Source organism: Paraburkholderia sp. RL17-383-BIF-A (genome assembly GCF_046028015.1).
In the GTDB taxonomy this organism is placed as follows: Bacteria; Pseudomonadota; Gammaproteobacteria; order Burkholderiales; family Burkholderiaceae; genus Paraburkholderia.
The window spans coordinates 163140-181702 of sequence record NZ_JARESR010000001.1; the positions used below are offsets into that span (position 1 = coordinate 163140).

General features: G+C 61.5%; 18 protein-coding genes. 12 read left to right on the forward strand and 6 right to left on the reverse strand.

Annotation, left to right across the window (positions count from 1 at the left end; genetic code table 11):
* The first annotated feature begins 2 nt into the window (after positions 1 to 2).
* The 4 genes from P0D71_RS00890 (at position 3) to P0D71_RS00905 (ending at position 5276) form a co-directional block, all read left to right on the forward strand.
* The gene (locus P0D71_RS00890) at positions 3 to 1988 is read left to right on the forward strand and encodes a beta-galactosidase (protein WP_091807383.1); all 1986 of its coding nucleotides are present in this window, start codon (positions 3 to 5) and stop codon (positions 1986 to 1988) included.
* 88 nt (positions 1989 to 2076) lie between these two features.
* On the forward strand, positions 2077 to 3330 hold the full coding sequence (locus P0D71_RS00895) for an ABC transporter substrate-binding protein (protein WP_408182746.1): 1254 nt from the start codon (positions 2077 to 2079) through the stop codon (positions 3328 to 3330).
* A gap of 103 nt (positions 3331 to 3433) precedes the next feature.
* Positions 3434 to 4414 (forward strand): carbohydrate ABC transporter permease, encoded by a 981-nt coding sequence (locus P0D71_RS00900; protein WP_091807389.1) that lies wholly within the window; start codon positions 3434 to 3436, stop codon positions 4412 to 4414.
* Positions 4415 to 4424: 10 nt separating this feature from the next.
* Positions 4425 to 5276: a carbohydrate ABC transporter permease gene (locus P0D71_RS00905; protein WP_408478848.1), complete on the forward strand. Its 852-nt coding sequence runs from the start codon at positions 4425 to 4427 to the stop codon at positions 5274 to 5276.
* A 182-nt stretch (positions 5277 to 5458) separates the two neighbouring features.
* On the opposite strand, the gene P0D71_RS00910 is transcribed toward P0D71_RS00905, so the two are convergent.
* On the reverse strand, positions 5459 to 5809 hold the full coding sequence (locus tag P0D71_RS00910; RefSeq protein ID WP_408478850.1) for a DUF4148 domain-containing protein: 351 nt from the start codon (positions 5807 to 5809) through the stop codon (positions 5459 to 5461).
* Between the two features lie 63 nt (positions 5810 to 5872).
* Positions 5873 to 6022 carry a hypothetical protein gene (locus tag P0D71_RS00915; RefSeq protein ID WP_408182741.1) on the reverse strand — a complete coding sequence of 50 codons (150 nt, stop codon included), beginning with the start codon at positions 6020 to 6022 and terminating at the stop codon, positions 5873 to 5875.
* A 506-nt stretch (positions 6023 to 6528) separates the two neighbouring features.
* On the opposite strand from P0D71_RS00915, the gene P0D71_RS00920 reads away from it, so the two are divergent.
* The 3 genes from P0D71_RS00920 to P0D71_RS00930 all read left to right on the forward strand — a co-directional run bounded on the left by P0D71_RS00920 (position 6529) and on the right by P0D71_RS00930 (position 9403).
* On the forward strand, positions 6529 to 7773 hold the full coding sequence (locus P0D71_RS00920) for a Crp/Fnr family transcriptional regulator (protein ID WP_408478852.1): 1245 nt from the start codon (positions 6529 to 6531) through the stop codon (positions 7771 to 7773).
* A gap of 72 nt (positions 7774 to 7845) precedes the next feature.
* The gene (locus P0D71_RS00925) at positions 7846 to 8610 is read left to right on the forward strand and encodes a flagellar motor protein (RefSeq protein ID WP_091807398.1); all 765 of its coding nucleotides are present in this window, start codon (positions 7846 to 7848) and stop codon (positions 8608 to 8610) included.
* Positions 8611 to 8701: 91 nt separating this feature from the next.
* Complete coding sequence (locus P0D71_RS00930; protein WP_408478854.1) at positions 8702 to 9403, forward strand: OmpA family protein; 702 nt, start codon at positions 8702 to 8704, stop codon at positions 9401 to 9403.
* A 22-nt stretch (positions 9404 to 9425) separates the two neighbouring features.
* Here P0D71_RS00930 and P0D71_RS00935 read toward each other — a convergent pair whose 3' ends face one another.
* The 3 genes from P0D71_RS00935 to P0D71_RS00945 all read right to left on the reverse strand — a co-directional run bounded on the left by P0D71_RS00935 (position 9426) and on the right by P0D71_RS00945 (position 11722).
* The gene (locus P0D71_RS00935; RefSeq protein WP_408342605.1) at positions 9426 to 10529 is read right to left on the reverse strand and encodes a linear amide C-N hydrolase; all 1104 of its coding nucleotides are present in this window, start codon (positions 10527 to 10529) and stop codon (positions 9426 to 9428) included.
* 194 nt (positions 10530 to 10723) lie between these two features.
* Positions 10724 to 10975 (reverse strand): DUF4148 domain-containing protein, encoded by a 252-nt coding sequence (locus P0D71_RS00940; protein ID WP_408478856.1) that lies wholly within the window; start codon positions 10973 to 10975, stop codon positions 10724 to 10726.
* A gap of 207 nt (positions 10976 to 11182) precedes the next feature.
* Entirely contained in the window at positions 11183 to 11722 is a 540-nt protein-coding gene (locus P0D71_RS00945; protein WP_408478858.1) for a thioredoxin family protein, read from the reverse strand.
* Between the two features lie 209 nt (positions 11723 to 11931).
* On the opposite strand from P0D71_RS00945, the gene P0D71_RS00950 reads away from it, so the two are divergent.
* The 4 genes from P0D71_RS00950 to P0D71_RS00965 are packed head-to-tail and all read left to right on the forward strand — an operon-like array spanning position 11932 to position 14486.
* Positions 11932 to 12303, forward strand: a complete 372-nt coding sequence (locus tag P0D71_RS00950; protein ID WP_091807408.1) for a GFA family protein — start codon at positions 11932 to 11934, stop codon at positions 12301 to 12303.
* The gene (locus P0D71_RS00955; RefSeq protein WP_408478860.1) at positions 12300 to 12422 is read left to right on the forward strand and encodes a hypothetical protein; all 123 of its coding nucleotides are present in this window, start codon (positions 12300 to 12302) and stop codon (positions 12420 to 12422) included. The genes P0D71_RS00950 and P0D71_RS00955 overlap by 4 nt, the downstream gene beginning before the upstream one ends.
* Before the next feature lie 7 nt (positions 12423 to 12429).
* Positions 12430 to 13170 carry a response regulator gene (locus tag P0D71_RS00960; protein ID WP_091807411.1) on the forward strand — a complete coding sequence of 247 codons (741 nt, stop codon included), beginning with the start codon at positions 12430 to 12432 and terminating at the stop codon, positions 13168 to 13170.
* On the forward strand, positions 13167 to 14486 hold the full coding sequence (locus tag P0D71_RS00965) for a sensor histidine kinase (protein WP_408478862.1): 1320 nt from the start codon (positions 13167 to 13169) through the stop codon (positions 14484 to 14486). Before P0D71_RS00960 ends, P0D71_RS00965 begins: the two co-directional genes overlap by 4 nt.
* A 41-nt stretch (positions 14487 to 14527) precedes the next feature.
* Here the strand turns inward: P0D71_RS00965 and P0D71_RS00970 are convergent, their stop codons facing one another.
* Positions 14528 to 16201: an FAD-dependent oxidoreductase gene (locus P0D71_RS00970; RefSeq protein ID WP_408182727.1), complete on the reverse strand. Its 1674-nt coding sequence runs from the start codon at positions 16199 to 16201 to the stop codon at positions 14528 to 14530.
* Between the two features lie 402 nt (positions 16202 to 16603).
* Between P0D71_RS00970 and P0D71_RS00975 the strand changes: the two genes are divergently transcribed.
* Positions 16604 to 18520, forward strand: coding sequence for an SMP-30/gluconolactonase/LRE family protein (locus P0D71_RS00975; RefSeq protein WP_408478863.1), 1917 nt, complete (start codon positions 16604 to 16606; stop codon positions 18518 to 18520).
* Positions 18521 to 18563 lie beyond the last annotated feature (43 nt).

Below are 18563 nucleotides of genomic sequence, written 5' to 3' on the forward strand. Positions count from 1 at the left end.
GCATGCGCCTTGGAGTCTGTTATTACCCGGAACACTGGCCGGAGTCGATGTGGGAAGACGACGCCCGCCGGATGAAAGCCCTCGGCATCGAACAGGTGCGGATCGCCGAGTTTGCCTGGAGCCGGATCGAGCCTACGCCCGGCGAATACGATTGGGGCTGGCTCGACCGTTCGATCGACGTGCTCGGCGCGGCCGGCCTGCAGGTGGTGATGTGCACGCCGACGGCGACACCGCCCAAGTGGTTGATCGACCGCCATCCCGACATTCTGCCGATCGGCGCGGACGGCCGCCCGCGTGCGTTCGGCTCGCGACGCCATTACGACTTCTCGTCGCCGTCGTATTTCGCCGCCTCGCAGCGGATTTGCACGGCAGTGGCCGAGCGCTACGGCAAGCATCCGGCTGTCGCCTACTGGCAGACCGACAATGAATTCGGCTGCCATCACACGGTGGTCAGTTATTCGCCGGCCGCCGTGGGGCGCTTTCGCGAGTGGCTCAAAGCCCGCTATCAAACTGTCGACGCATTGAACCGTGCGTGGGGCACGGTGTTCTGGAGCATGGAGTACCGCAGCTTCGACGAGATCGACGCGCCGGTGGCGACCGTGACGGAAGCGCATCCTTCGCATCGCCTCGATTACCGGCGTTTCGCCTCCGACGAGGTGGCGCGCTACAACCGCATGCAGGTCGAGATCATCCGCGCGCATTCGCCGGGGCGTCCGGTCGCGCACAACTTCATGCAGCTCTTCACCGAGTTCGATCACTATAAGGTCGCCGCGGATCTCGACATCGCGACGTGGGACAGCTATCCGCTCGGCGCGCTCGAAGAGCAATGGTTCGCGCCGGAGGTGAAGGCGCGCTGGTTGCGCAGTGGGCATCCCGACTTCGCGTCGTTCAATCACGACGTCTATCGTGGCATGTCGAAGCTGCCGTTCTGGGTGATGGAGCAGCAGCCGGGTCCGGTCAACTGGGCGCTGTGGAATCCGGCGCCGCTGCCGGGCATGGTGCGGCTCTGGAGTTGGGAGGCGTTCGCGCACGGCGCGGGCTGCGTGTCGTACTTCCGTTGGCGTCAGGCGCCGTTCGCGCAGGAGCAGATGCATGCAGGACTGAACACGCCCGATAACCGGCTCGACGTGGGCGGCAACGAGGCGGCGCAGGTCGCCGGCGAGATTCACGCGGTGCTCGGCGCGAATGCCGACGCCAACGCCGCAATCCGCTCGAAAGTCGCGCTCGTATACGACTATGAAGCGAAGTGGCTGTTCGAGATTCATCCGCAGGGTGCGGACTTTCACTATCCGCGCTTCGCCTTCGAGTATTACTCGGCGCTGCGTGCGCTCGGGCTCGACGTGGATATCGTGCCGGCCGACGCCCCGCTGGATGGCTACAGCCTGATCGTCGTGCCGCCGCTGCCGGTGGTGCCGGCCGATTTCGCGCAGCGTCTGGCAAGCTCCGGCGCTCAGGTCGTGCTCGGTCCGCGCACCGGGTCGAAGACGGGCGACCTGCAGATTCCCGCGAACCTGCCGCCCGGCGCGCTGGCTTCGGTGCTGCCGCTGCGCGTATGGCGCGTCGAATCGATGCGGCCGAACGTGACGGAAACGGTGCGACTCGCCGATAACGCGGGTACGAATGGAGACGACGGTTTCGCACGCCACTGGCGCGATTTCATCGACAGCGACGCAGCGGATTCGCTCGACGTGCGCGCGCGTTTCGCGGACGGCCACCCCGCCTATGTGCGAAGCGGCGCGTTTCACTACCTCGCGAGTCTGTTCGATGATTCGCTCACGGTGCGCCTGTTCGATAGGATCGCGCGGGAGGCGGGCCTTGCAACGACGCCGCTCGGCGACAGCGTGCGGGTGAGCCGCCGCGGCGCGCTGACTTACGTGTTCAATTACGGCGACGAACCGCATACGCTCGACGGCGTGGCCGGAGACGCGTTCGTGATCGGTTCGCACACGATCGAACCGCAGGGTGTGGCAGTCTATCGAACGCAATGACGATCCGACTGCACTGAGGCAGTGGCCTACGAAATTCCATGCAGTACCGACAACGACGCAAAATCAAGGAATAAAGGAGACAGGCAGCATGAAACTGAAACCACGCAAGATTCTGTTGGCACTCGCGCTGGCCGCTGCGGCTGCGGGGACGTCCGTCGTCACTAGCGCACAGGCGGGCACGCTCACCGCCAACATCGCGTTCAAGGGCGCGAGCCAGCGCGCGGTGTGGCAGTCGGTTATCGACGAGTTCAAGAAAGCGCATCCCGGTATCGACGTGAAGGTGTCCTTCGTCGATGAAGAGGCGTACAAGGTGCAATTGCCCGGCTGGCTCACGACCGTCGCGCCCGATATCGTCAACTGGCATGACGGCGAACGTATGGCCTATTACGCGCAGCGCGGCCTGTTCGAAGATCTGAGCGGTGACTGGGCGAAGAACGGCTGGAACGACATGTATGCGTCGACCAAGGAAGCGTCGTCGTATAAAGGCAAGCAGTACGCCGCGCCGACCGTGTACTACTCGTGGGGCATGTTCTATCGCAAGGATCTCTTTCAAAAGGCCGGTATTAGCGGCGAGCCGAAAACCTGGGATCAGTTTCTCGAAGACTGCAAGAAGCTGAAGGCCGCCGGCATCACGCCGATCGCCGTGGCGGGCCGCGACTCATGGACGCTGGCCGGCTGGTTCGACTATCTCGACCTGCGTTTGAACGGCAATGCGTTTCATCAGAAGTTGATGGCGGGCGAAATCCCCTACACCGATCCGCGCGTGAAGAAGGTCTACACGACCTGGAAGCAACTGATCGACGCGGGCTACTTCATCGACAACGCGCTCTCCTACGATCTCGATTCGGTGCAGCCGTTCCTGTTCCAGGGCAAGGCCGCGATGATGCTGATGGGCACGTTCATCACTGCGGGTTTCCCGCCTAACGTGAAACCGGAGATGGGCTACTTCCAGTTCCCGATCATCGACGCGAAGGTGCCGACCGCCGAAGACGGTCCGGTCGAGTCGCTGCATATTCCGTCGAAGGCGAAGAACAAGGCCGACGCCCACACCTTCCTTGCGTTCGTCGAGACACCGGAAATCGGCGCGAAGCTGGCAACCGGGCTCGGTTCGCTGTCGGCGAACAGCAAGTCGCCGGAGCCGGAAGATCCGATCTCGAAGATCGGCTTCCAGATTCTTGCGAACACCAAGGGCGGCATTGCGCAGTTTTATGATCGCGACATGACCAAGGAAATGGCCGACGAGGGGATGAAGGGGATGCAGCAGTTCATTTCCGATCCTGCGAAGATCGACGACGTGCTTGCGCAACTTGAGCAGACGCGCAAGCGGATCTACAAGAAGTGAGCGGTGGCGGCCGCGAGGCCGCCTTTCGTTGCATCTGGTCGACAGCTTTGCATGGGACCAGAGTAAAGCGCTAACTCTGGTCGACAAGAATGTTGGATGGAGAATGATCGTGTCGCATTCCGTTACCCGCCACACTGTCGGCGGTCCCGCTGAACCCGGCGGTCCGGGTTTGCCCACGCCGGGCGGCGCGTTGCGCGGCAAAGCCGCCACCGCGCGGCGGCGCCGTCCGTCGCCCACCGCGCGTCGGCAGCGGCGTGCCGCCTTTCTGTTCCTCGCGCCGGCTTGCGTGATGGTGGCCATCTACGTGGTGTGGCCGATCCTGTCGACCATCCGCCTGAGCTTTTTCAACTGGGATGGGATGAGCGAGCCGTCGTTCGTCGGCCTCGCGAACTACGTGGAGTTATTCCATGCGCAGACCTTTTACACGGCGCTCAAGAACAACGTCATCTGGCTGCTGCTGTTCCTGCTCGCCCCGCCGATGGGACTGGCCGTTGCGTTGTACCTGAATCAGGCGGTCGCCGGCATCCGTATCGTGAAGTCGCTTTTCTTCGCGCCGTTCGTGCTGTCGGGCGTGGTGGTCGGTTTGATCTTCTCGTGGTTTTACGATCCGACCTTCGGCCTGCTCGCGGTGATTCTCGGCCATGGCGTGCCCGTGCTCGGCGACCCGCGTTACGCGACTTTCGGGATCGTGTTCGCGGCACTGTGGCCGCAAACCGCCTATTGCATGATTCTTTATCTCACCGGCCTGACTTCGCTGAACGCCGAACAGATCGAAGCCGCGCGCATGGAAGGGGCACGCGGCTGGTCGATGCTGTGGCACGTGATCCTGCCGCAACTGCGGCCGACCACCTTCATGGCGATCGTCGTGACCATCATCGGCGCACTGCGTAGTTTCGATCTGATCTCGGTGATGACGGGCGGCGGCCCATTCGAAAGTTCGACCGTGCTGGCGTATTACATGTACGACCAGGCGATCAAGTACTACCGCATCGGCTATTCGGCGGCGGTGGCGGTCGTGCTGTTCGCCATCATGCTGGTGTACATCGTTTATCACTTGCGGCGGATGCTGCGCGCCGAGCAATAAGGAGCCGACCATGTTTCCGATTCCCATCGACAAATGGAAGCCGGCCACTCGCCGCATGTACAAACTGACGTTGCCTGTCGCTCTGCTGATCTGGCTGCTGCCGATGATCGCGGTGCTGGTCACATCGGTGCGCTCCTCGGAGGAACTGAGCGAGGGCAACTACTGGGGATGGCCGAAGCACTTCGCGATGTTCGATAACTACCGCGAGGCGCTGACCACGTCGCCGATGTTGCACTACTTCTGGAACAGTGTGCTGATTACGGTGCCCGCCGTGGTTGGGTCGATTGCACTTGCCGCGATGGCCGGATTCGCGCTGGCGATCTACCGGTTCCGCGGCAATTCGACCTTGTTCGCCACGTTCGTGGCGGGGAATTTCGTGCCGGTGCAGGTGCTGATGATTCCGGTGCGGGATTTGTCCTTGCAACTCGGCCTGTTCAATACAGTCAGCGTACTGATTCTGTTTCACGTGTCGTTTCAGACTGGATTTTGCGCGCTGTTTCTGCGCAACTTCATCAAGCAGTTGCCGTTCGAACTGGTCGAGGCGGCGCGCATCGAAGGCGCGAATGAGTGGACCGTGTTCTTCAAGATCGTGCTGCCTTTGATCCGACCGGCGCTCGCGGCACTGGCCATTCTCGTGTTCACGTTCGTCTGGAACGACTACTTCTGGGCACTGTGTCTGACGCAAGGCGACGACGCCGCGCCGATCACCGTGGGCGTGGCCGCATTGAAAGGGCAGTGGACCACGGCATGGAATCTTGTTTCGGCGGGATCGATTCTCGCGGCGTTGCCTTCTGTGGCAATGTTCTTTGCAATGCAGAAGCATTTCGTGGCCGGCTTGACGTTCGGCGCCACGAAGGGATGAAGCGGTAACAGGTGGTGCAGGAAAGGTTGCCTGCGGCGTGGGTCCGCCGTGCCAGCCTGTCCTTCACCACCGGGCAATTGCATTCGCATTGCCGTCGATGAGAAGCAGCGCATCCATGACAAGATAAAAAGCAGGAATCCTGTGTGTAGGTGAAGTTCAGCAGGATTCCCGATGCGCGTCATTCAGCTTCCGAAGAAAACATTGCAGAAACTGACCGGACCGACGCAGCTCGAATCGGTCGACATAGCTTTGCGCATGCCTGACGAAGCGGTGCCATTCTGAGCAACGCCACCGTACGACGGTTGGGTGGTCCGGGAAGCGTCTTGCGCCGCGACCTTTGCTTCGGCTGCCTGGATCGAGGCAGGATATTCAGCGTCGTTCGCGACCGACGGGTTGTAGCCAGCCTGTTCGAGACGCACCAGGTCGGCACGCACTTCGGCGCGCGTGACGGGCGCATTCGATTGCGCGAAGCTCAGAACGGGAGCGGTCAATGCGCCGGCGGCGAGAGCGAGACAAACAAGAGCTTTTTTCATGATAAAGATTCCTTTTTGACGGTGATGAATTGACGGCAACGATTGCCGGAAAATAGTGGGTACTTAGCTGCCGAAGTACGGGGTGCAGAAACTTGCGGGACCGACACACTGCTGCGTGCTAGTGTGAACGTGCTCTTTCGCCGAGGCCTGAGTCACGACACCTGCCGAAGCGAGGACGATCAGCGAGAGAATCATTGCGAGTTTGCCTTTCATTTTGGATGCCTAAATAGAGTGAAATTGGAAATACCTTTCGGTTCGAGTGAAGCTACGTCTTTGCCTGACTACCAACATGTCCTACTTGCAACTGGAGCACCGCTTACGTGGTTGTTTCGTGAGTCGCGTAGCAGTGTTCGTTGCTGTCTACGTAAGGGCAAACACATCGGGTTTCCTCTTATTCCAAATTTTTTTCGCGTTTATGCATCAAGTGTGATTCTTACATTTGCCTGAACGTCGACACATAGCAAGTCCAGCGCTTTTTCGCCGCCAGGCATGCCTTGGAGTGTGCGGCGCAGCCATCCCCGGAAAAAAGCCTACATCGCGCAAAGCCTTGTCCAGAAAGGCTGCCAAACGTTTGCGCAATAAGGTCTGACGATTACGTTTATTAAAGCTTTGCGTTTTGCATGTCGATATCCAGTCAAATAATCTGGACCATCGGCCACGTGCACGCCCTCGGCAGGGCGCGCGCTGACCGAGGAATTAGCTCTTCGGGGGAATGAATCTTGAATCACCAACGATCGCCATGGTCGCGTACAGCGGCTCCGGGCGAAGTCATCTATTCCGAAGGCTTCGCGGGCGACGCTGTCGTCTACGTCATTGCAGATGGCAAAGTCGAAATCTCCACTCAGTGCGACGAGAAGAAAGTGATTCTCGCCACGCTGGGTAAAGGCGAGTTTTTCGGCGAGGCGGCCTTGTTGCCGCCCGAGCCACGAGCGCACACCGCTAAAGCACTGAGCTTCTGTCAATTGACCGTCGTTGCGGCGGACGTAGTGGAGGAGGAACTCGCGCGCGTGTCGCCGTTGCTTCGCCATATCGTCCGCACGCTGATCCGGCGGGTCAAGAAGAAGGACGATGTTCTCGCCACGAATACGCATGCCGACTTCCTGCCTGGCGTGGTCTCTTACGCGCACGTTCTCTCCTTGATGGCGGGAAGCGAAAACGCCGACCGTTTCGACGGCCGCCTGCGCCGCGCGCAAGGCGAGGAATTTTCGGTGCCGTTGCCCGAAGTGATCAAGAAGTGTCATGCGATTGCCGGCCATTCGCGTCCGCATGTCATGGCCATGCTCAAACGGATGGAGAAACTCAATCTCGTTTCGCTCGAACCCGGCCGGTCCGATCGCGTGAGCAACACGTCGGCGCGCTATTCGGCGCAGGACGGCGCGACGAGCCGGCAACTGGTCACGTTCGATCCGGCGCGAATCGTCGAGCGTGCGCAGCAGGTAGCGGACCACGATCTCGATCTTTCCATTAGCAGCGAGTTGGAGCTGATCGAACTGGACGACCTGGAGGCCTTGATCGGCGTCGAGAAGAAGGTGATTCTCAACAAACTGTCGAACGCGGAAATCGCCGAAGACATCTTCGCGTTTCGCAAGTCCAAGGTCTTGAACTACGTCGAGGAAAAGGGCATCAGCTATTTTTCGCGCCGCAATACGCGCGCTCTGAGCGACCTGAAGTCACTCGACGATCTGGAGTTTGTCGATCAGCGGACGTTGTTCGAGGCGGTGAGCGCGTTCGATACCTATGACCTCGCGAAACTGCTTTCCGCGTTGACGGGCCAGCCTGTCGCGGAGCGCCTGCTCTCGGTGATGACCGAAGCGAGAAAGAAAGAGGTCTCGTGGGTCATGCGTCGGGAGATCAAGATCGATCCGCTGGAAATTGCGGAAATCGAAGATCGTTTCCTCGACACCGTGCGAGCGATCAAATCGCCGGTCGCCACTGGTGCGCCGCTTTCCAATCTGGATGTCTGACGCGCGGCACACCGGCGACAGGCATTGTTTACTGAAGGGTTTGATGGCTCGGGTGGCCATTCGAGAGGACGTATGGATCTTTTGACGCTATTTGGCGCCCTGGTCGGCGTGACGGCGATCGTCGCGGGCTTCTCGCTCGAGGGTGGCCACTTTACCTCGCTGTTCCAGTTGGAAGCGTTTGTCATCGTCCTTGGTGGCACGTTCGGCGCGGTGATGATTCAGAACACGTGGGCGCGGTTTTACGACGGCATGAAGCAGCTGCGCCTTGCTTTCGTGAAGGCAAGACAGGTCGATCGCGAGAGTCTGGCCGTCCTGCTGGAGTGGGGCGATCAGGCCAAGCTCAACGGCATGCTGGTGTTCGAATCGATCGGGGCGGGCGGCATCAATCCGTTCGCGCAACGAGGCTTGGAGTTACTGGCAAACGGCGTATCGACAGCGGTGCTCGAAGACGCCCTGCAACGGGAACTGGTTGCTTATGAACGCAATCACATGGCGGCTGCGCGGATCTGGCAACAGGCGGGCGGCTACGCGCCGACGTTCGGCATTCTGGGCGCCGTACTCGGTCTGATTCAGGTGACCGGCCATATGCTCGAACCCGCGCAACTCGGGCAAGGTATCGCGATGGCTTTCGTCGCGACGCTATACGGCCTGGCTTTGGCGAATCTGGTCTTTCTGCCGTTGTACGGGAAGATCAGGGCGCAGGTGGATAGCGAATTGCGCTTCAGGCGTCTATATCTCGACGGCTTGCTCGCGATCTCGCGCAAGGAGTCGCCTCACACAATCGAAACGCGGCTTGCGGGCGACGTGCGGGAAAGATCGGCCGAGTTGCTGGGCTAACCGGTTCGGACCGCGCCGGCTGCTGGATGCTCGCTGCCGGCGAGCGGCGCGGCGCGAATCACACGTCATTTGAAACGCAGACTTTTCGGTTATGAACATCTCCTCGGGTAACAAGCGCCTCGCTGCGGACAAAACCGGCTATGACGCCGCCGACGAAGGCGAGGAGCAGTCCGGGCGCTGGCTGATTTCCTACGCCGACCTCATCACCACCCTCATGGTGTTGTTCCTTGCGCTCTACGTGCTTCAGCTGGCAAAAACGCGGGAGCTGGAAATCAAGGCGCTGGAGCACCACGCAGTGGCAGAGGTGCCGGCCGCCGGCAACATCCAGCCTTCCCAGGCCGCGGCACCTGCGCCGGATGTCTCGAAGAAGCGCTTGCTCGCTCTACTGGAGCCGCTTCAGGACAACCGTCAGATTACGATTTCAAATGCCGCTCAAGGCGTTGAGATTGCCATCAACGCAAAGATTCTCTTCAACTCGGGCGACGCGCGCCTATTGCCCGAGTCATTCGACGTGTTGAACCAGATTGCCCAGGTGTTGCGTGACCGGTCGAAGAACAACATTCTGGTGGAAGGGCATACGGACAGTGTGCCTATCTCGACGGCGAAGTACGAATCCAATTGGGAGCTGTCTTCCGCGCGGGCAGGCGCGGTGGTGCGTTTCTTCGCGGACAGAGGCATCGAAGCGCACAGAATGGCCGCTATTGGCCGCGCCGACAATTTCCCCCTGATTATCGGCGACGACGCGGCCGCACGCGCCGCGAACCGGCGCGTGACCATTCTCGTCGAGTACTGAGGGGCTTTTCCATTCGCGCTAGTCACGGCGCCTTCGCGGGCATGAACTTGAACGAAGGCGTCGGCACGAACGAACCCGATACGTCGCCCGACATCACCTGGCCGCCGTCGATGGTCAGCTTCATCACGGGCGCGCCGGGTTTCAGATTCAACTTGTTAAGCGGCACCCAGAAGGTATCGGGTCGCGTCGACGAATCGAAGTAATACACGAGATTCTTCTGGTCGGACACAGTGCGCCAGATCGTCGATGAAATATTCGGCTGACCCGGCGTAGTAATTCCCAGCGGCACACTCACGGCGCGCATCACACTCATCACGCCGGCCGCAGCCTGAAACGCATACGATTGTTGAGGCACGCCGGCAATATAGTTGGGATCGAGGTGCTTCGGAATGGCATCCATCAGAAACGATGCGCGCACGAAGCGATCCGCCGCGCGATTCGTGCCCGGCAGGAAGGTGAGGCCGCCAACGCCGCGCCAATAGGTGTCGAGGGCGAGCTGTTCGCTATAGATAGGCGAATTGGTCATGATCTTGAATGCCTTGCCGTGATGGATCACGAGCTTGCCGTCGAGATATTCGAGAATCGCCGAATCGCCCTGCGAATCCGAGAGTGCGAGGTGCAACGTCAACGGTTTGCCGTTGGGCAAGGGCGGCGCAATGATCTGAAACGGTTCGCGGCCGAGCGCATCGACTGCCTCGGCCACCGTGGCGAAATTATCGAGTGCATACTGCGCCCAGAGACTGATCGACATGGGCGGGCGCGACGCGTCAGGTTTGCCATAATCGGTTTCGGTCAAATAGAGCACGTTAGTCACGAGGCCGCGTTCGTTCATGCCGTCGACACTGCCGATTTCATAGCCGGATACGACCACGCTGCCGTATTTCGACGTCCAGTGCGGCGTGCGCGGACCCGCTGCGCCGTCGCGCTCGATCCCGGCGGGAAAAACCCAGAGGTTCGAGCGCATGTCTTCGGACCAATCCATCGAGCGCCCGGTTATCACCGTGCCGTCGTCACCCACGTAGAGCGCGCGCGTGCAGCCGTTGGCGAGCGACGAGGCGAATAGGGCAAGCGCAGCGAGGACCGAACCGGCCACGGCATAACGGAGCTTGCGAAGCACACCACACATGACGATCTCCTTGAAACGGGCCCATGGGTATCCATTTCGAATCGGCGGGGCTTGCCGCCACGGAGAGAATAACGGATTCGTCGAGCGATGCTCAACCTGCGGCCAGCACGTTTAGCGCACGCGCGTACCACACGGCACGTGCGTCACGAGGCGCGCTTTCAGAATAGCTGGTGACGTCCATTCGAGGCACCTGCCTAACCGCCCGCATAGAGTGTGCGATTCAGGTTGGCAAGCTGACCGTCGTTCTCCGCCTGCACGAGTTCCTGGCGAACCTGTGCCCGCGTTTTCTGCGCGCTGGCGGTTGCGTTTGCGGACCATTGCGGCTGCTGGGCCGGCGCGATCTGCGAAGCATTCACATTGTCAGCGGGAGCCGGCAGCTCCGCGGCGTGAGCAAGACTTCCGAGCACACTGGCAGCCAGAGTAAAAGCGATCATAGAAACTTTCATATCGTTCTCCTTGAACGGTTGGATAAGAGACGCCCGCAGGTCAGAAGCAAGGGCAGAGGTCAGTACTTGCCGGATTGCGATCGCTTCTGTGAAGCGGCGTTGATGTATTGAACCGTGCGGGCGTATCTGGCATGTGTCGGGAAAGCCGCGAATTGCAAGCTTGTGTATCGCCCTAATTCGCGGATACATTTCGACATGAAATCGTGGCTATTCCTTTTGCGCGAGCAATGCCTGAATCTTCGCTTCAGTCTGCGCATAGGCGCCTTCGCCGAAATGGGTGTAGACGATCTGCCCTTTTTTGTCGATCAGATAGAAGGCCGGCCAATACTGGTTCTCGTAGGCGTTCCAGGTCGCGTAACGATTGTCCTGGGCGACCGGATAAGTAATGCCGAAGCGCTTGAGCGCCGACATGACGTTTTCGGTGTCGCGCTCGAACGGATACTCGGGCGTATGCACGCCGATGACCGTCAGCCCCTGGTCTTTGTACTTCTGATGCCAGCTCTTCACATAGGGCAGCGTATTCACGCAGTTGACGCAGGTATAGGTCCAGAAGTCGACCAGCACCACCTTGCCGCGCAGTTGCTGCAGCGTCAGCGGACCGCTGTTGAGCCAATTCGAAATACCGGTGAATTCGGGCGCGGGCGCATGGTTTTCGAACGGGTCCGCGGCGAGGGCAATGCTGGCCGCGGTTGCGGCGGCAATCACCGTGACGGCGGCGAGGGTTTTGATCTTGGGTCGGCAGAGCATGTCAGAGTCCTTTCAGGAAGAGGCAAGGAACGGCAATTCGCGCTTCAGCCGCGAATGACCGTATTGGAGCGTGCGCAGGTATCTGGCTTGTGTCGTCCAATCCGCGCGAGTGCAATGTTGTGTATCCGGCCGCCGTCCAGATACACTGCGACACAAATCGCCGTGCGCGCCAGGCTATAAAGCAGGCATTGCCAATCACGGAGAGCATCATGAGCGCCGACTTGCTGCATGGGTCCTGCCACTGCGGGGCCGTCAGATTCGAAGTGCGAACCCCGATCGTCCCCGCCGGGCGCTGCAACTGCAGCCTCTGCCGCCGCAAGGGCGCATTGATGACGCCGCTGTTTCCGGCGAGCCAGTTGAAGATTCTGAGCGGCGAAGACGCGCTGACGCTCTATCAATTCAACACGCGGGTGGCGCGGCATTTTTTCTGCAAGCACTGCGGTATTTATCCGTTTCATCAGACGCGCAAAGACCCGCTGCAGTGGCGCGTCAACATCGGTTGCCTGGAAGGCGTCGATCCGTATAGTCTGGAAGCAGCGGTTGCCGACGGCGCCAGCCTGTCCGTGCTGGAGGACGCATGAGACGCCTGCTCGCCATCCTCGTATTCGTATCCGGCGGTCTTGCCGCGGAACTGGCGCATCCGGTGCACTGTTCGCTGGTGGGTGCGAGCCGGACGCAGGTAAAACGCCAACGGAGATGATCCATTGATGGAAACGATCGACCACGTGCTGATCGTCGACGACGACCGCGGCATCCGCGAACTGCTCGCCGGCTACCTCGAGAAGAACGGCATGCGCGTCTCGCTCGCGGCGAACGGACGCCAGATGCGCGCGGTGCTGGAGCAGGGCGCGCCGGATCTGATCGTGCTCGATCTGATGTTGCCCGGCGAGGACGGTCTGGTGCTGTGCCGCGAGCTGCGGGCGGGCAAGTTCCGTGCGGTGCCGGTGTTGATGCTGACCGCCCGAAACGAGGAAGCCGATCGCATTGTGGGTCTGGAGATGGGCGCCGACGACTATCTGCCCAAGCCGTTCGCCGTGCGTGAGCTGCTCGCCCGCATTCGCGCCGTGCTGCGCCGCGCGCGCATGCTGCCGCCCGGCATGCAGGTGACGGAATCCGCGCCGATGCTAGCCTTCGGCGACTGGCGGCTCGACACCACCGCGCGCCATCTGCTCGACGCCGAAGGCACCATGGTGGCGTTGAGCGGCGCCGAATACCGCTTGCTGCGCGTGTTTCTCGATCATCCGCAACGCGTGCTGACGCGCGATCAACTGCTCAATCTCACGCAAGGACGCCAGGCCGATCAGTTCGACCGTTCGATCGATCTGATGGTGAGCCGTTTGCGCCAGCGCCTGCGCGACGTCGCGCGCGAGCCGCGTTACATCAAGACGCTGCGCAGCGAGGGCTATGTGTTTTCCGCTGCGGTGACTGCACTCGAGGACCCCCAATGAGCCGTTGGTCATGGTTGCGCTGGCCGCGCACGCTGTTCGCGCGGCTCGCGCTGATTCTTTTCGTCGGCCTCGCGCTCGCGCAGACGCTGTCGTTCTGGCTCACGCTGACCGAACGCGATCAGACCATGACCAACGTGATGATGGGCTACATCGAGCGCGAAGTGAGCAGTTCGGTGGCGCTGCTCGATCATTTGCCGCCCAATGAGCGCGCGCAGTGGCTGCCGCGGCTCGCGCGCCGCAGCTACGAGTTCATCCTCGGGCCGGGCGTGGCCGGCGGTCCGGTCGATGCGCGTCTGTCCGCACGCGTGGCGCAATCCATCGCGGACGGCATCGGCACCCGCTATCCGCTGACCGTGAATGCAGTGCCCAGTGACAACGAGCGCCTGCAGGTTCATCTGCGACTGAGCGACGGCTCGCCGCTAACGATCGATATGCGCCCCATGTCGGGCGCGCCGCTGTCGCGCTGGCTGCTGCTTGTGCTCGCGCTGCAGCTCGCGGTGCTGGTTGCGTGCTGCTGGCTGGCGGTGCGGCTCGCGACGCGCCCGTTGCATCAGTTGGCGGTTGCCGCGGATGCGCTCGGCCCCGACCTGAAGGCGGCGCGCCTGCCGGAGGACGGACCGTCGGAAGTGTCGCGCGCCGCGCGCGCATTCAACGCGATGCAGGACCGCATCGCTACCTACATGACCGAACGCATGCAGATTCTGGCGGCCATTTCGCACGACCTGCAAACGCCGATCACGCGGATGCGCTTGCGCGTCGATGTCATGGACGACGACGACCAGGGCGCGAAGCTGCGCCAGGATCTGCATGAGATGGAAAGCCTGGTGAAGGAAGGCGTGACCTACGCGCGCACGCTACACGGCGCGACTGAAGTGCCATGCCGCGTCGATCCCGACGCGCTTCTCGACAGCCTCGTTTGCGACTACGTGGACGCCGGCCAGGCGGTCAGCCTGGAGGGACGGCTAGGCGTTTCGCTGATGACGCGTCCGCAGGCATTGCGCCGCATACTCGGCAACCTGGTGGACAACGCGCTGAAATTCGGCGGCACGGCCGAGATCACCGCGAGCACCTTGCCCGGCGGGCAGACGCTGATTACCGTGCTCGACCGTGGCCCCGGCATACCGGCGGAGTCGCTGGAGGCGGTGTTCGAGCCGTTCTATCGGCTCGAAGCCTCGCGTAATCGCGACACGGGCGGCACGGGCCTGGGCCTTGCCATCGCACGGCAACTTGCCATGGCGATGGATGCGACGCTCACGCTGCACAATCGGCCCGGCGGTGGTCTGGAAGCGCGTTTGACGTTGCGGAACGTGCGCTAGACAGGTTCTCGTTCGAGCGTCGCCGCGTCGTCAGCCCGCCCTCAGCGATCGAGCGCCAGATATTGATGCAGCGACTGGATCGCCGCAGCGCCTTCCCCAACCGCGGCCGCCACACGCTTGACCGAGCCGCTGCGAACGTCGCCCACCGCGAAGATGCCGGGCCGGCTCGTCTCCAGATAATGCGGAGGACGCTCGGAAGGCCACTGGTGGAGCGCATCGGGGCCCGTCAGCACAAAGCCGTGTTTGTCGAGCGCGACGCAATCGCCGAGCCAGGCGGTACTGGGTTGCGCACCGAGAAACAGGAACACGTGACGGATCGGTTTTTCCTCGAGGTATCCCTGAGTGTCCCATTTGATAGACTCGAGCTGAGCTGCGCCGTTCAGTTCGACAATCTGCGTGCGCGAATGAACGGTGATGTTGGCGGTCGCTTCGATCCGTCTGATCAGATAGTTCGACATGCTCGCCTGGAGTCCGTCGCCGCGAATCGCGATATGAACGTGTCGCGCGAATCCCGAAAGAAACACGGCGGCCTGGCCGGCTGAATTGCCGCCGCCGACGATAACCAGTTCTTCGTTATTGCAGAACGCGGCTTCCATGAACGTCGCGCTGTAGTAAATTCCGCGGCCTTCGAATTGTTCGAGGCGCGGCAGCAGCGGTTTCCGATAGCGTGCGCCGGTTGCGATGACGACCGCGCTGGCATACACGTGCTCGTCGTAATTGAGGCGCAGGTGAAAGGGCGGCGCGCCTTCGCATTCAATGCCGAGCGCCTCGATCGGCACGCCAACTTCGGCGCCGAATTTCCGGCATTGAGACAGGCCACGGCCGGCCAGGGCCTGGCCCGAAATGCCGGTCGGGAATCCGAAGTAATTTTCAATCTTCGAGCTGGTGCCGGCCTGGCCGCCCGGCGCCTTCGTGTCGAGCACCGCCACCCTCAATCCTTCGGAGGCCGCGTAGACCGCAGCCGCGAGACCGGCCGGCCCCGCGCCGACCACGACCACGTCGAACCGCTCGCCGTTCAGCCGGTCGGGACTCAGGCCGATCGCGTCGGCCACTGCGCGGTTGGTCGGCTGCTTGAGCACGGCGCCTTGCTGCGTGATGATCACCGGTATGTCGGCTTCGGTCGCGTCATAGCGTTCGAGCAGCGCGCCGGCTTCTTCGTGTTCGACGATATCGAAGTAGGCGAAAGGCTGAGCGTTGCGGCTCAAGAAATGCCGCAGAGCGAGCGTGCCCCACGACGCCGAGCTGCCGATGACCAGAAGCCCCCCATGCTGATCCTGAATGAACGCGACACGCCGCAGGATATAGGCGCGCATGATCGTTTCGCTCAGTTGCGCCTCCGCGACGACGAGCGCGCGCAGTGATTCCTCGTCGATCACGATCACCTCGCAATCGCTGGTGGCGCGTGCGGTCGAGACCGCGCCGCGGCCCGCGAGCGTGCCCACTTCGCCGGTGAAGCTGCCGGGGCCGTGCTCGCCAAGAACATGGCGCTTTTCTCCGGCGCCGCGCGTGACTTCGATCGTTCCGGAGACGATGGTGAACATGGGGATGTGCCGGTCGCCTTCCGAGAACAGCATGTCGCCCGCTTTCAGGCGGCGCCGTTCACCATAGCGCTCCAGCACCGCAAACTGACCTTCATCGAGCCTTGGAAAAATCTGATGATGACGGCTGCCGCCTGCCACCAGGTCTTCGAGTCTGCTTGACGATTTATGACCCATTGCATGTTCCGAATAGAGGACGCGTAGTGCGACCGTACGTGAGCTTGCCGCCAGATATCGCACCGGCGCAAGCATTCTGCATACCGGAAACGAAGGCGGACCGCAATATCCGCAGAGATTGTGCGCCTGAGTCCGGTGCTCGGTAAAGTGCGGAAAAGAGGGGTATCTTGCTCGCGGCGCGCATCGGCAGAACGATCACCGTGATGATGCTGCTCACACTCTTCACGTTGTCAAGCCGTGTCCCGACGACGAAAAAAATCCTCCGCGAATTTCTTTTCTTTATTTATATCCGCGTTGCATGGATTGTCCCGTCACCTCAGGTATATATCTTCACATCAATTAGCTTCTGTCATATCTGTCGAGGTAGATTGTCCTCGAATGTTTTTCCGGAGAGCATCACATATGGTCAAGCACCGAATCCGTGCTGCCTTCCTATGCGCGGTAATCGCGATGTTTGCGCAGACATGTCGGGCGCAGTACACCACCGACTGGTTGGCGAACACATTCGGCACGCTCGCCGCGCACGTGGGCAACACAGCACGCTCGATGTGGGTCGCGCCTGAAGGCGTGATCTACACGGCTTCACTGTGGGACGAAAACGCGGGCGGCGTCGCGATCTACCGCAACGCTCAGAGCATCGGCTCGATCGGAACGCATGCCGACTTTCAGGGCAGCGCCATTACCGGCAATGCCACGTCGATCTTCGCAGCATTGCAGTACAACAGGTCGTTCGGCAGCGGATCGGTGGGACGCTACAACCGGGCCACGCAAACGCGCGACCTCGTCATTCCCGTCAGCGTGTGGACCGGCATACCGCATGCGGATGTCATCACCGGCCTCGCGACGGCGGGCTCGCTGCTGTATGCGAGCGACTTCTTCGGCAATCGCGTGCGGGTCTTCACGACCGACGGCGTCTGGCAGCAGGACATCAAGATAGCGAGTCCCGGCGCATTGGCGCTGGATAGCGCCGGCAATCTCTGGGTCGCGCAGCAGAGCGCGGGCGCGATCGTCCAATTCAGTCCGGCCGGCGCGTTGCTGAACACGATTCAGATGCCCGCTGCGTCGCGGCCGTCCGCGCTCTATTTCGATGCGGCGTCCGGGCAACTCATGGTCGGCGACCAGGGGCCGGACATGAACATCAAGCGCTACACCATCGCGGGCACGCCGACGCTCGCCGGCACGTTCGGCATTCAGGGCGGTTATCTCGACACCACCAGCGGTATCAAAGGTCAGGTGGGCGACAAGCGCTTCACACGCGTGGTCGGCATTGGCAGGGACGCCGCCGGCAACCTCTATGTGCTGAACAACCCGTGGGGCGGCGGCTGGGACCTCGGGCGCAACGGCGCCACCGACCTGCACGCATACGACACCGCCGGCAATCTCGAATGGAAGCTGCAGTCCCTCAACTTCGAGTCGATCGCGGCGCCCGATCCGTCGACGGACGGCGCCTACTTCTACAGCGGCATGCACATTTACACGGGCACGGCGGGCGGCACGTTCGTCGCGAACACGGTCGATCCGTTCATGTATCCGTCCGACCCGCGCCTGAACATGAACGACACGCAGCGCGGCCAACACTTCGGCCAACTGGTCACGGTCGGCGGCAACCGGATTCTGGTGGCGTCCGGACAGAACCCCGGCATCTTCAACTTTTTCCATTTCAACCCGGCGAGCGGCTATATCGCGATACCGGACGTGTCGATTCCGGGCACGGCGTTCAATACGGACCGTCAGGTCACGGGCGGGTTTTGCATCGACAGCAGGGGCGACGTGTGGGCCGGTCTCGACCGCACGAATCACATTTATCACTATCCGCTGAGCGGTTTCGACGGTAACGGAAAACCTTCGTGGGGTCCGGCGGTCACGATCTCGATTCCGCAGAGCATCCGGCCGCTCACGCGCATCATCTACCTCGCGGAGAGCGACACCATGATCCTTGCGCAAGGTATAGCCGGAAGCTGGGACTGGACGGCCATGCAATCGAGGATCGAGGTGTATCACGGCTGGAGCGCGGGCAACACCACGCGGCCCGATCCGGTGATCAATCTGACCAGCGCCAATCCCAAGTCGATCACGGCGGCGGGCAATTATCTGTTCGTCGGCTACGTGCATACGGTGCCCAACATCGACGCCTTCAATCTCACTACCGGCCAACTCGTCACCACGCTGGTCAATTCGAGTCCCGCAACCGTGGATGTCGGCAACGACGTCGATTCGATGTACGGCCTGCGCGCGTATCTCAGAGCCACGGGCGAGTACGTGATCACGAAGGACAACTACAACGGTTCCAGTATCGTGGTGTATCGCTGGACGCCCTGAGGCCGTGCGCTCGTGCGCCCGGTGATTGAACGACACCCTATCG